Origin of the sequence: Desulfatibacillum aliphaticivorans DSM 15576 (assembly GCF_000429905.1) — a bacterium.
Taxonomy (GTDB): domain Bacteria; phylum Desulfobacterota; class Desulfobacteria; order Desulfobacterales; family Desulfatibacillaceae; genus Desulfatibacillum; species Desulfatibacillum aliphaticivorans.
Genome location: NZ_AUCT01000013.1, coordinates 72,526 through 84,959, shown reverse-complemented (window position 1 = coordinate 84,959; position 12,434 = coordinate 72,526). Strand labels below are relative to the sequence as shown.

Below are 12,434 nucleotides of genomic sequence, written 5' to 3'. Positions count from 1 at the left end.
CGCGGCGGAGACGGCTAAGGCATGAGAAGATCCAATCAGGAAAACGTCCGGTTTTTCAACTTACAGGACATCCCCCATATTCAGGCCGTTCATGGACTCCACGTGACCAACGAGTTTTCGCGTCACGTCCATGACGGCTTTTCCATCGGGATTGTCCTGGAGGGAAAGCGCGTGATCGACCAAAAAGGCGCATCCGTGGTCATCGGACCCAAAGACGTCTTTTTGATCAACCCGGGCGAACCCCATGCATGCAAATCCGAGGACGGCAAACACACGTATTTCACCATCTGCGTGGAACCGGAAGCCCTGAAATCCTTTGCCTCGCAGATTTCGGAAAAGGCCCAGGAAACGCCCTATTTTTCATGCCTGGCCGCCAAGGACGGGGAGCTGAACTCCCTGATTCGCGAGTTCATGACGCTGGTCCAAAAATCCGGTTCAACCATGGAAAAGGAAGCCAGCCTGATTTCCATACTTTCCACGGCCATTTTACGCTACGGGAACGACCCGCCTGAACTCCGCCGGATCAGCCCGCATGTTCAGGCCGTGAACCGGACTCGCGAGTACATCAAAACGCATTACGCCGAAAACCTGACGCTCAAGGAATTGGCCGGAGTCGCCTGCCTGAGCCCGTTTTATTTTCAGCGCCTGTTCCTGGAAAACGCCGGGATTTCCCCCCACGATTTCCTCATTCAATACCGAATCAAAAAGGCCAGAAAAATGCTGGAGCAGGGATCAAGCCTCGCTGACGCGGCTTTGGATGTTGGATTTGCGGACCAAAGCCACTTCACCCGGGCGTTTAAGCGCGTCACCGGAATATCCCCCGGCCGCTATATAAGAAACCTGCAGGATATGTGACCTACCTGATTCTCTTTCCGGGTTTTGAAGACCATCCCGCCTCTTGACTCTCGGGCGTCTGCGGTGTACCGGTAATTGATTGCACTTGAAAAAAATCCCGGGACGTCCGGGCGGGTTATTCAACATTCATCTCAGGAGGACGCAACATGGCAGAATACCAGGACTTGGAAGTAACCGTAGCGGATTATATAGCAACCATCACCATGAACCGGCCCCAGGCCATGAACGCCTTGAACTCCAACGTGATCGCCGAACTGGAAGCCGCGGTCACCGAACTGGGCGCAAATGACGACGTGCGCGTGATCGTCATCACCGGCGCCGGCAAGGCCTTTGTGGCGGGCGCGGACATCAAGCAGATGAACTCCTTGGAATTGCAGGATTTCCGAGCATTTATCGCCAACGGCCAAAAAGCCATGTACGCCATTGACCTGTGCGAAAAGCCGGTCATCGCGGCCATCAACGGCTTCGCCCTGGGCGGCGGCTGCGAACTTGCCCTGGCCTGCGATTTCCGCGTGGCTTCCGAAAAAGCCAAGTTCGGCTTTCCCGAAGTCAACCTGGGCCTGTTCCCCGGATTCGGCGGCACCCAGCGCGCTCCTCGTTTTATCGGACGCGGCTACGCCAGCGAAATGACCTTCACCGGCGAAATGATCGATGCAGCCGAAGCCCTGCGGGTGGGCCTGGTCAATCACGTGTATCCTGCGGACGAACTCATGGACTCGGTCATGAAGATCGCCAAGACCATCGCCTCCAAGGCGCCCATCGCCGTGGCCCGCTCCAAGACGGCCATCAAAATGGCCGGCGACACCACCCTGGAAGCCGGGCTGGCTTTTGAGCGCGAATCCATGTCCATGGTTTTCCCCACCAAGGACCGCGCCGAAGGCATGGATGCTTTCATCAACAAACGCAAAGCCGAGTTTAAGGGCGAGTAATTTCCAAAACGGGACTATTCCCAGCGTAAAAAAACAATGCCGGCGGGGCAGGGCTGTTAATGCAGCCCGGCTCCGCCGGTTTTTTTCCTTCAGCGCGGGAACCGCACAACTACGTGCTAATCCGAATTTTTCTTGTTCTTTTTTATGCCCGACCAGTGGTCCATGCGTTTTTTGATGACGCTTTCGTAGCCTCGGGGGGTGGGCCTGTAAAAGCTGGTCCCTTCCAGGCCTTCGGGCATGTATTCTTCGGGGACGTAGGCGCCCTCGTAATCGTGGGGATATTTGTATTCCGCGCCGTAGCCCAGCTCTTTCATAAGCCCGGTGGGGGCGTTGCGGATATGCATGGGCACGGGCTTGGCGCCGGTCTGGGAGATTTTTTTCTTCGCCGCTTTTAAAGCCATGTACGCGGCGTTGCTTTTTGGGGCCGTGGCCAGATAAAGGCAGGCCTGCACCAGCGCCAGCTCTCCTTCCGGCGATCCCAAAAACTGATAGGACTGAACTGCGGCCATGCAGATGACCAGGGCGTGGGGATCGGCGTTGCCCACGTCTTCGGACGCAAACCGCACCATGCGCCGCGCCACGTACAGGGGATCCTCCCCGGCGGACAGCATGCGCATGAGCCAGTATACCGCCGCGTCCGGGTCGCTGCCGCGCAGGCTTTTATGCAGCGCGGAGATAATGTCAAAATGCTGATCTCCGCCTTTGTCGTAGTTGAGCTGCTTTTTCTGCCAAGCCTGAGCCACGTGTTCGGCGGTGACGACGCGTTTGCCTTCTTCGTCCGGCCTTGCCAGAAACACGGCGAGCTCCAAGGTGTTCAATGCCTTCCGGGCGTCTCCGTCCGCTCCCTGGGCCAGGTTTTCCAGGGCCTCCTCCTCCAGGGTGACGTCGTACATGCCCAGGCCCTTTTCCTCGTCCTGTACCGCGTTTTGGATCACGGTTTTCATGTCGTCAGCGGAAAGGGGCTTTAGCACCACCACCCGGCATCGGGAAAGCAAGGGCGAGATCACCTCAAAGCTGGGATTTTCCGTGGTGGCCCCGATGAGCGTGATAATCCCGCTTTCCACATGGGGCAGAAAGCCGTCCTGCTGGGCTTTATTAAAACGGTGGATTTCGTCCACGAACAGGATGCTTTTTTGAGCATGGAAGTTGCGGCGGTCCTTGGCTTCCTCCACCACTTCACGGATTTGCTTGACGCCGGAGCCTACCGCGGAAATCTGCATGAAATAGCTTTGGGAGGCGTTGGCCATAATGCGAGCCAGGGTGGTCTTGCCGCAGCCCGGAGGCCCCCAGAAAATCATGGAAAACAGATGGTCCGATTCCACGGCCCGGCGGACGATGCCGCCTTCCCCCACCACGGCTTCCTGGCCTATGAACTCGTCCAGGGTGCGGGGCCGCATTTTTTCGGCCAGGGGTTCGGCGTTTTTCCGGTCAAAAAGCGACATACAAATCCCTAAAATCCCAAGTAATAAACAATTTCTTTGGTCATGGCGACAAGGTCGTCCACATAAGTGAATTCATCCGCGCAATGGGCCAGCATATTGTCGGCCCGGAATAATCCCAGAATAGCCACCTGCAAATCCTCAGGCGGGATGTTCTGGGCCACAAACCCCAAGTCTGACGAGGCGGATATGCCTCCAGCCACGATGGGCAGATCCCCGTGCACGGCCTTGCGGGCTTCCCGGGCTTTGACCGCGGCCGGGTTCTCCGGGTTGATTTCCATGGGCGGATACATTGGAATAAACTCGGTTTTCACGTCCAACAGCCTGGATTTTTCCCGGCCCTTTGCCACGGCCCGGCGGATTTCCTCCATGACCTCGTCCAGGTTTTCGTCCACGGTGTACCGGCGATTAATGGCTAACTCGCAAACTCCTGGCACGATGTTTTCCTTGATGCCGCCTTTTATAATGGCCAGGTTGAACATGGGGGTCAACATGTCGTAAGGATTTCTTGGATCGGGAAAGGCGGGCAGATGAGACAAGCGAGCCTGAACCTCTTTCTTCAACTCAACCAGTTCGTTGAGTATGGGGATCATTTCCTCAATGGCGTTGACGCCCAGGTAATTCATGCCCGAATGGCAGCTTTTGCCCACAGCGGTGATGCGGCATTGCAGGTTGCCTGCCGTGCCCAGGGTTTCCATGATTACGCCGGGCTTTAAATACCCCAATTCCAGCCAAAGAATGTGATTGGAAAAATATCCCTGTTCAGCCAGGTATCTGGCGCCGGGATACACCCCGATCTCCTCGTCCGTACACAACAGGCAGTCCACGGAGAATTTCGGCTCGATTCCCAAATCCTTCAAGACCTTCATGGCGCCCAAAAAGCAGGCGATGGAGCCTTTCATATCCACGGCGCCACGGCCGTAGATTTTACCGTCCTCCACCTTTCCGTTGAAAGGATCGCAGGTCCAGGAGTCGTCCGCCGGAACCACGTCCATATGGGCGTATGCCGTGACTTTGGGCTTTTGCAAGTCCAGGGAGGCCACGAGATTTTCCCGCGGGCCGGAAAGACTCAGAGGGATTTGCTTTACCAGCTCGTCAGGAACGGTCACTCGTTTGACGGAGAACCCCAGGTTTAAAAAATGGGGCTCGACCACTTCCAGAAATTGGCGGTAGTTGCTTCCCGGAGGCAGTGTGGTGTCAACAGCCAGAAGCTCCTGAAGCGTTTTTACCAGATAATCCTTATTGCCTTCCACGGCCTCAAAGGCCTGTGTGTAATCCATGATTGCCTCGACAAAAATAATTGAAAAGTTTGCCGTCGACGATGTTGCAGTTAACCCCCGCTTTTAAGAACCTTCAGGTCCTTGCGGTCCCGCTGCCTGAATAAAAGCCGGATCGGCGTTTGATCCAGGCCGGTTTCCTCGCGGATATGGTTGATCAAAAAACGTTTATAGGAAAAATGCACTGCATCGGGATGGTTTACAAAACATACAATAGTGGGCGGCTTGGTGCTCACCTGGGTGGCGTAATAAAACTTGAGCCTGCGGCCTTTATGATAGGGCGGCTCGTGCCGTGTAATGGCATTTTCCAGCATGCGGTTCAGCTTGCTGGTGGAAATGCGGGTGGTGTATTGGGCGTACACCTTATCCACCAGTTCAAATATCCTATTCACCCGCTGGCCGGTCAAGGCGGATATAGTCATGAACGGGGCGTAGTTAAGGAACTTGGCGTTCATGCGGACCTCGTCCTTGATCTTCTTCAACGCCCAGTCCTTGTCTTTAACCAAGTCCCACTTGTTGGCCAGGAAAATGCACCCGCACTTTCTTTCTTCCGCATATCCCGCAATGTGCACGTCCTGATCCGTAATTCCCTCGGTGGCGTCCAGCATGACCAGGGCCACGTCGCAACGTTCCAGGCCTTTCAAAGCCCGCACTATGGAAAATTTTTCCAGCTTGTGCTTGACCTTGCCTTTGCGCCGGATGCCCGCAGTGTCCAATAAAAGGTAAGGCTTTCCGTTCACCTGGCAAACCGTGTCCACGGCGTCCCGGGTGGTGCCGGGGGTGTCGCTGACCAAAAGCCTTTCCTGGCCGAGAATTTTGTTTATAAGAGAGGATTTTCCCGCGTTGGGCCTGCCCACCACGCCGATGCTGATCATATCCTCTTCCAGCTTGGGAGAGGCTTTGGGCAACACCTTCACGACCATATCCAAAAAAGTGGGAACCCCATAGCCATGCTCTCCGGAGACGGGATGCAGCTTGTCCACGCCCAGTTCGGCGAAGTCGGCCATAAGATATTCCATATCCAGAGAGTCGATTTTGTTCACCAGGTAAAAAATCGGCTTGTCCAGGGGCCGCAGCACGGATAGCAGGTCCCGGTCAAAAGGGGAGGGGCCGTCTTTTCCGTCAAAAACCATGGCAATGGCGTCCGCCTCTTCTATGGCCTGGTTCACCTGAAAGTGGATCAGATCCACAAAGGCGTCCGGGTCGTTTTTGGAAAAGCCGCCCGTGTCCACCACGGAAAACTTTACGCCGTCATGCTCGGCGTCTGCGTAGTTGCGATCCCGGGTGACGCCGGGGCTGTCGTCCACCATGGCCTTGCGGCTTTTGGTGATGCGGTTGAACAAGGTTGATTTGCCCACGTTGGGGCGTCCCATAATAGCTAACAGGGCCATATTATTCCCTCAAAATCTTGTAGTATTTTAGGCCTTTCAGACCAGCCCATACTTGTATCATATTCCATGCCAAAACCAAATTGCAAAGAAAAGCCTATAAATAATTTGCGATATCCGGTTCTTATGGTTAAACTGAGATAATAATAATGATTTTATCGCAAAGGGGAAGACCATGGAAATCCGCAGAGCGCAATTTATGGGCAGTTGGTATCCGGCCTCGGAAAATGAGTGCCGGGAAAAAATAGAAGATTTCATTGCGGACCTGCCCCAGGTAAAGCCCGAAGTCAAAAGAATCGGCGGCATCGTCCCCCATGCCGGATGGGTCTATTCCGGAAAGATCGCGGCCCAGGTGATCGCCGCTCTAAAAAAAAACAACCCGCCTGACGTCATTGCGGTTTTCGGCATGCATCTGGGGCCCCGGCATCCCAATTTTATCATGGCTTCCGGCGCGTGGGAGACGCCCTTCGGGCCTTTAGCCATCGCCGAGGACGTCGCCGGACAGCTTGCCAAAGGGTTTCGGTTCGAAATCGAATCCCCGGACAGGCATGTGCAGGATAACACCATCGAACTGCAATTGCCCTTTATCAAGTATTTCTTTCCGGACGTGCGCATCGTCCCCATTGGCGTTCCGCCCGTCTCCCGGTCATTGGCTATTGGCGAAGCCTTTGTGGATATAGCCAGGCACTTTGGGTATACCGCCAAGGTGATCGGCTCCACCGACCTGACCCATTACGGCGCCAATTACGGTTTCTCCCCCGTGGGGTCCGGGCCCAAAGCCATCCAATGGGTTAAAAACGAAAACGACAAAAAGCTCGTGGAAAGAATAGAAGCCATGGACCCCCAAGGGGTGATTGACCAAGCCATGGAAAACTCCAACGCCTGCTGCGGAGGCGCCGCCGCCACAGCCATGGCCGCCGCCAAAAGCCTTGGAGCTGAAAAATCCCAGATTCTGGCTTACTCCACCAGCTGCGACGTGGTTCCCAACGAAAGCTTTGTAGGGTATGTTGGGGCGATTTTTTAAATAATATTTGATTATGGACGCAACAAACCAGTCAGCCTCCCGCCCGCCAGCACGCTTTGGGCGGGGGCTTTTTTATTAATTTTCTCCCTAATGTAACTCAAACAAAGGATTTGCCGCCTATTAAATAAGATTTCCGTTATTTAACGTTTTTAATCAGTTAAGTACATCATACCCAGGGGGAAAGTACTCACCATGCACTCCTGTTTTAAAACATGCTCGCCTATTGGAAATGGTCTGATTATGGCCTTTACCCTGTTTGCCGTGCTTGCGGCTTTTGGCGCTCAACAAGGCCTTTGCAACTTGGTAATCAACGAATTCATGGCCGACAACGACTCCATAGCCGCTGATCCTACAGGGGATTACGACGACTGGATTGAACTGTATAATAGCAGCCCTTCTTCAATATCCCTGGAAGGATATCATCTTTCCGACGACTTGGAGGATCCCGCCCAATGGACTTTCCCCGCCGCAACCATTGCAGCGGGCGGATACCTGTGCATCTGGGCGGATAACGATGAGGGCGACGAAGGGGTGCACACAAATTTTAAGTTATCCAAGTCAGGAGAAGCCATCATTCTATCCGCCTCTGATGGATCGGTTATAGATCAGGTTGTTTTCGGCGCCCAGGAGACGGACGTGAGCACCGGGCGGCATCCCAACGGAAACGGAGAGTTCGCCAAGCTCGTTCCCAGCTTTGGCGCTGAAAATTCGGAACTGGCCGCATCAGAAGGGGATATCGATGGCAACGGAAACGTGGAAATGGACGACGCCATTCTCTCCTTGGAGATTATGGCGGGCATGGCGCCGGACTCCGTCATCTACACCGGGTCCGACGTGGACGGCGGCGGCGCCATCGGTTTGCGGGAAGCGCTTTTTATCTTGAATTTCATCCAAAACAAAGGAGTAACCCGCATAACATTAAACGACGCCTCCATAACCGTGGACGGCGAGGGCGCAACGGCGGACGGCGCCATCGTCACCATCAACGCAGGAGGAACGTACAGCATCAGCGGGACCCTGAACGACGGCCAAATTATTGTGGATTCCAGCGATACTAAACCGGTTATTATCATTTTAAACGGCGTTTCCGTTACTTGCACGTCCTCTGCGCCCTTTTTCGTCTCCAATGCCGAGGAAGTGATCGTTGAACTGGCTGAAAACACAGAAAATTACTTTGTTGATACAAACAACTACGTATTTGAAGACGGTGAAGACGAGCCGGACGCCCCGGTTTTCAGCAAGGACGACCTGACCATCCGGGGATCCGGCCTGCTTGACGTGGACGCCAATTACAAAGACGCCATTAAAAGCAAGGACGGCCTTATAATAGAAAACGGCGTATTTGTGGTCAATTCCGTGGATGACGGCATCCAGGGCAAGGATTACCTGAGCATCCAGGGCGGAACCTTTACCGTGAACGCAGACGGCGACGGCCTCAAGTCCACGGAGGACGAAGACGCAAACCTGGGTTACATCACGATCAGCGGGGGAAGTTTTACCATCGTCTCAGGAAACGACTGCATCCAGGCGGAGACGGACGTGAACATCACCGGCGGAGCCTTTAACCTGACGGCCGGAGGCGGCAGCAACGCAACCATCGGCGATAACGATTCCGCCAAGGGGATCAAGGCGGTTGTGGAAATCAACATAGGCGCCGGCGACTTTACCATCAATACGGCGGACGACGCGGTTCATTCGGACCAGGATATTGTAATTACGGGCGGCGACTTCTCCATTGCAACCGGCGACGACGGCGTGCATTCGGACTCTGCGATCACCATTGACGGAGGGACTTTCGCCATTACAAAGTGCTACGAAGGCTTGGAAGGCGCTGTCATCACCATCAACGACGGAAATTTTCACATCACAGCCAGCGACGACGGAGTGAACGTGGCCGGGGGCGCGGACAGTTCGGGCGGAGGCATGTGGCCTGACACAAGCAACAATTTTCTCTATATCAACGGCGGCTATATTGTGGTGGACGCCGATGGAGACGGCATTGACGTAAACGGGTCCTTTTATATGAGCGGCGGAACCCTGCTGGTGAACGGACCTGAAGAAAACGGCAACGGCGCGCTTGACTATGACACCAAGTTCGTACTTACGGGCGGATACCTCATCGCCGCCGGAAGCTCGGGCATGGCCCAGGCGCCGACCTATCAAGACACCACCCAGTACTCGGTATTGTATAGAAACCGCTTTGAGGATAGGGCCGCCGGAACCCTGATTCACGTGCAGAATAGCTCCGGAAACGAAGTCTTTACCTTCGCCCCGAGCAAGAGATATGAAGCCGTATGCTTCTCCATGCCGGCCTTGAGTCCTGGAACATCCTACGATCTTTACTTCGGGGGCTCGTCAACAGGTACGGCGACGGACGGTTTGTACGAAGGCGGGACATACACCCCGGGGACGAAATACAGAACCTTCACCATCAACAATATCGTGACGAACATAGACTGATTGAAACCGGCCCGGAAATTCCGGACCGATTATTTATTGACCAAGGTGTATTTCAGGCCGAATTTTTTGATATGGGGAAATCCGCCCCCCTCAAGAATGGCGCTGCGGGCGCCATCAATGTTCAATATTTTTGTTCCGCCCACAGCGTGAACCCCTTTATCAAAAGCCGGGCCGGGCAGCCATCCCGCCGAAGGGCCTACTATCCCTATAAAACGCGTTGAGTTGGCGGCATTAAGGATTTTGTCAAAATCCCCCACAACAGCAGCCGATCCTGTTATAATCAATACATCCACATTGGACAAATCGGTGATATTCCGGCTGATCAGGCATCCGTTCGCCTGTTTTCCGGGATTGAATTCCGGATTATCGTCCACGATGGTCAAAGACCTATAGCGTTTCAGCAGCATGGGGACGAACGGAGCAATATATCCCACCATGCCCGCCTTGAGAGGCCCCACGGGGGCTATGTCCATAAGATCCTGATCAGAAAATTGAAATTTATCAGGCTCCCGATCCATGATTATCTGGGAAAGCACGTTAGCGGCGGCTATGCCCACGCTTTTTTCCAGGGGGTTGTCCGAAATCATTAAACCCGCCAATTCCAGCAAGCCCATTTTCGAAAGGCTTCCCGCCCGGCTGTAGTGCGTGCAGGAGGGGCTGGATGCGCGCGGAGTAAAGCATATGCCCATGCGGTCGTTTTCCAACTCCACAAAGGTGTATCCCAAGGACATGGCGACCATGCGAACCTCGGGAATTGAAGAAAAAATGGAGGCTTGATCCCTGACGGCGTGTAGGATATCCTTGGCAAGTTCACTCATGATAATCCTCCTATACAAAAAGATGATTGACCCTTAACAACTTCATACCATGCTGCGTTAGAAAAGGTAATGACAGGAATATGAGCCGTCTGCAAAGAGTAGTTAAGTTTCTGTGTCCTAAAGGCCTTTTTTCCCGCATGGAGGCGGAATCCAAAACCTGGTTCCTGCTATGCCCGTGCGGTTGGAAAATATCTGTCTGGGATGCTGGAGGAATCAGATATAAAGCAACACGGTCCAGGAAAAAAACTCTCGGCAAGTGCCCGGCGTGTCATGAAACGAGATGGTTCTCAGTCATTAAGGAATAACGCTGAATTACCGGGCGAAACTGCTGAGCGCAATTGTTTTTTTGGTAATCCCAAAGCCATATACAGCTGTATAAAGAAAGGATTTTACCATGAATGACGCCCATTCAAAAGACGCATTGGTTGTGGTCTGGAGCTCTAAAGACCCTGAGGTCGCCATGAACATGGTCTTTATGTATTGCAGGAATTCCAAAATCCACGGATGGTGGGAGTCCGTGAAGCTGGTGGTCTGGGGGCCTTCCGCCAAGCTGCTTTCGGAGGATGAAAATCTGCAGGCGGAGCTTTCTGACATGAAAAAAGAAGGCGTGGAAATCCTGGCCTGCAAGGCTTGTGCGGACCGGTACGGGGTTTCGGAAGCTCTGAAGGAGCTGGGCTGCAAGGTCATATATATGGGACAGCCTTTGACCGATTACCTCAAGCAAGGGCTTCATGTCCTGGCCTTTTAAACTGGGCTGCTCTATTTTTTATTCCTGAAAAATTCGATCACTTTGTCCAAAATCGCGTTCAGATCGGTCGTGGGCGCGTATCCGGTCAGGTTCTTCAATTTTTCGATGCTGGGAAGCCTGCGCTGCATGTCTTCAAAGTCAGCGGGAAAGGCCTCTTCGTAAGGAATGAGCTTTATCTGAGAGGAAGACCCGCATTTTTCCACAATCTTATAAGCCAGGTCTTTTATGCTGATTTCTTCAACGCCGCCGATGTTGAACACCTCGCCTGCGGCTTCCGGATGCTTTACCAAAAGCATGACCGCCTTAACCACGTCTTCCACATAGGTGAAGGTGCGGGACTGTTCGCCGTCGCCGTAAACAGTCAGATCCTTGCCCGTCAAAGCCTGGCTTACAAGGCGCGGGATGACCATGCCGTAAGTTCCGGTCTGACGCGGGCCTACGGTATTGAAAAAGCGGACCACAATGGCTTCCAACCCGTTTTCGCGGTGATGGGCCAGGGCGGTGAATTCATCCATGAGCTTGGAGGCGGCGTAGCTCCAGCGGAATTTGGAGGACGGACCGTAAATGATGTTGTCGGTCTCCACCAAAGGAGCGTGCAAATGCTTGCCGTATACTTCGGAAGAAGAGGCGATAAGCACTTTTTTCTTGAACTTGGCGCACAGATCCAGGACCATTTCAGTGCCCCGGATGTTAATCCGAATGGAACGAAGCGGATTATCCAGAATATATTGGACGCCGACCGCTGCGGCCATGTGAAAGACCACGTCGCAAGTCCCTATCATTTGCAGGAGGATATCATGGTTCAGGATGGTGTCCACATGCACGAATAAACGCTTGGCGTATTCTTCATTGGCCTGGAGATGAGCCAGATTGTCCAAAGATCCGGTGGACAAATCGTCAATGACATACACTTCATCCCCTTGCTTTAAATAGGCCTCGGCAAGGTGCGAACCAATGAACCCGGCGCCGCCGGTAATAAGTATCCTCATGGATTGAATCCTTTATTTTATACTGCTGGAGCAAGGGGAGTATCGGCCTGGAAGGGCAAAAGGGGCTTGTGGTCGGGATGACTGGATTTGAACCAGCGACCTCACGGTCCCGAACCGTGCGCTCTACCAGGCTGAGCCACATCCCGACACCACAAAACAAACAAGCGCCTTTTATGCCCCCTGATTGACTTATTGTCAACGGATTTTTTTGTTTTTCCTCCGCAAAATCACTTGCCCGAAAAAACAAGCATCCATAAGCCCAGGAATACAAATAACCCTCCGGCCGCCATTCGGACGGTGTTCGGGGACACATGCTTGGCGATCCAGGCCCCAACCAAAACGGCCAGGGCGCTGGATAAACAAAGCGCCAAAGCGGAGCCGATAAATACGGAAACCATGGATTTTGATTCTGCGGCAAAACCCATGGTGGCCAGTTGGGTTTTATCCCCAAGCTCCGCCAGGAACACCATAATAAAAGTTGAAAACAAAATTTTTATATCAAACATC

General features: G+C 53.6%; 11 protein-coding genes and 1 tRNA gene. 5 read left to right on the top strand and 7 right to left on the bottom strand.

Annotated features, from left to right (window positions below):
* Positions 1 to 21 precede the first annotated feature (21 nt).
* Together G491_RS0114185 and G491_RS0114180 are read left to right on the top strand one after the other, a co-directional pair.
* Positions 22 to 855, top strand: coding sequence for an AraC family transcriptional regulator (locus G491_RS0114185; RefSeq protein WP_028315060.1), 834 nt, complete (start codon positions 22 to 24; stop codon positions 853 to 855).
* Positions 856 to 1,001: 146 nt separating this feature from the next.
* Positions 1,002 to 1,784 carry an enoyl-CoA hydratase/isomerase family protein gene (locus G491_RS0114180; protein WP_035218954.1) on the top strand — a complete coding sequence of 261 codons (783 nt, stop codon included), beginning with the start codon at positions 1,002 to 1,004 and terminating at the stop codon, positions 1,782 to 1,784.
* A 116-nt stretch (positions 1,785 to 1,900) separates the two neighbouring features.
* Here G491_RS0114180 and G491_RS0114175 read toward each other — a convergent pair whose 3' ends face one another.
* From G491_RS0114175 to der, 3 genes are read right to left on the bottom strand one after another with little or no spacing between them, the layout of a single operon-like run.
* Entirely contained in the window at positions 1,901 to 3,226 is a 1,326-nt protein-coding gene (locus G491_RS0114175; RefSeq protein WP_028315058.1) for a replication-associated recombination protein A, read from the bottom strand.
* Positions 3,227 to 3,234: 8 nt separating this feature from the next.
* Positions 3,235 to 4,503: a M20 family metallopeptidase gene (locus G491_RS0114170; protein ID WP_028315057.1), complete on the bottom strand. Its 1,269-nt coding sequence runs from the start codon at positions 4,501 to 4,503 to the stop codon at positions 3,235 to 3,237.
* Between the two features lie 50 nt (positions 4,504 to 4,553).
* Entirely contained in the window at positions 4,554 to 5,891 is a 1,338-nt protein-coding gene (gene der, locus G491_RS0114165; protein ID WP_015948832.1) for a ribosome biogenesis GTPase Der, read from the bottom strand.
* Positions 5,892 to 6,063: 172 nt separating this feature from the next.
* Here der and amrB point away from each other — a divergent pair, with 172 nt between their 5' ends.
* Positions 6,064 to 6,912, top strand: coding sequence for an AmmeMemoRadiSam system protein B (gene amrB, locus G491_RS0114160; protein ID WP_028315056.1), 849 nt, complete (start codon positions 6,064 to 6,066; stop codon positions 6,910 to 6,912).
* A 240-nt stretch (positions 6,913 to 7,152) separates the two neighbouring features.
* Positions 7,153 to 9,372, top strand: coding sequence for a carbohydrate-binding domain-containing protein (locus G491_RS30870; RefSeq protein ID WP_051327268.1), 2,220 nt, complete (start codon positions 7,153 to 7,155; stop codon positions 9,370 to 9,372).
* 29 nt (positions 9,373 to 9,401) lie between these two features.
* Here the strand turns inward: G491_RS30870 and G491_RS0114150 are convergent, their stop codons facing one another.
* Complete coding sequence (locus tag G491_RS0114150) at positions 9,402 to 10,190, bottom strand: Rossmann-like domain-containing protein (protein ID WP_028315055.1); 789 nt, start codon at positions 10,188 to 10,190, stop codon at positions 9,402 to 9,404.
* A 394-nt stretch (positions 10,191 to 10,584) separates the two neighbouring features.
* On the opposite strand from G491_RS0114150, the gene G491_RS0114145 reads away from it, so the two are divergent.
* The gene (locus G491_RS0114145; RefSeq protein WP_028315054.1) at positions 10,585 to 10,938 is read left to right on the top strand and encodes a DsrE family protein; all 354 of its coding nucleotides are present in this window, start codon (positions 10,585 to 10,587) and stop codon (positions 10,936 to 10,938) included.
* Positions 10,939 to 10,949: 11 nt separating this feature from the next.
* On the opposite strand, the gene G491_RS0114140 is transcribed toward G491_RS0114145, so the two are convergent.
* The 3 genes from G491_RS0114140 to G491_RS0114130 form a co-directional block, all read right to left on the bottom strand.
* Positions 10,950 to 11,927, bottom strand: a complete 978-nt coding sequence (locus G491_RS0114140; protein ID WP_028315053.1) for an NAD-dependent epimerase/dehydratase family protein — start codon at positions 11,925 to 11,927, stop codon at positions 10,950 to 10,952.
* A gap of 69 nt (positions 11,928 to 11,996) precedes the next feature.
* Positions 11,997 to 12,073, bottom strand: a tRNA-Pro gene (locus tag G491_RS0114135).
* Positions 12,074 to 12,154: 81 nt separating this feature from the next.
* Positions 12,155 to 12,433 (bottom strand): TMEM165/GDT1 family protein, encoded by a 279-nt coding sequence (locus G491_RS0114130; protein ID WP_028315052.1) that lies wholly within the window; start codon positions 12,431 to 12,433, stop codon positions 12,155 to 12,157.
* Position 12,434: the final 1 nt, after the last annotated feature.

Excerpts from the sequence above, each read along its gene's own strand:
- G491_RS0114170 (WP_028315057.1), bottom strand. The coding sequence starts at position 4,503 with ATGGATTACACACAGGCCTTTGAGGCCGTGGAAGGCAATAAGGATTAT.
- G491_RS0114130 (WP_028315052.1), bottom strand. The coding sequence starts at position 12,433 with ATGTTTGATATAAAAATTTTGTTTTCAACTTTTATTATGGTGTTCCTG.
- der (WP_015948832.1), bottom strand. The coding sequence starts at position 5,891 with ATGGCCCTGTTAGCTATTATGGGACGCCCCAACGTGGGCAAATCAACC.
- G491_RS0114185 (WP_028315060.1), top strand. The coding sequence starts at position 22 with ATGAGAAGATCCAATCAGGAAAACGTCCGGTTTTTCAACTTACAGGAC.
- G491_RS0114145 (WP_028315054.1), top strand. The coding sequence starts at position 10,585 with ATGAATGACGCCCATTCAAAAGACGCATTGGTTGTGGTCTGGAGCTCT.
- amrB (WP_028315056.1), top strand. The coding sequence starts at position 6,064 with ATGGAAATCCGCAGAGCGCAATTTATGGGCAGTTGGTATCCGGCCTCG.
- G491_RS0114150 (WP_028315055.1), bottom strand. The coding sequence starts at position 10,190 with ATGAGTGAACTTGCCAAGGATATCCTACACGCCGTCAGGGATCAAGCC.
- G491_RS30870 (WP_051327268.1), top strand. The coding sequence starts at position 7,153 with ATGGCCTTTACCCTGTTTGCCGTGCTTGCGGCTTTTGGCGCTCAACAA.
- G491_RS0114140 (WP_028315053.1), bottom strand. The coding sequence starts at position 11,927 with ATGAGGATACTTATTACCGGCGGCGCCGGGTTCATTGGTTCGCACCTT.
- G491_RS0114175 (WP_028315058.1), bottom strand. The coding sequence starts at position 3,226 with ATGTCGCTTTTTGACCGGAAAAACGCCGAACCCCTGGCCGAAAAAATG.
- G491_RS0114180 (WP_035218954.1), top strand. The coding sequence starts at position 1,002 with ATGGCAGAATACCAGGACTTGGAAGTAACCGTAGCGGATTATATAGCA.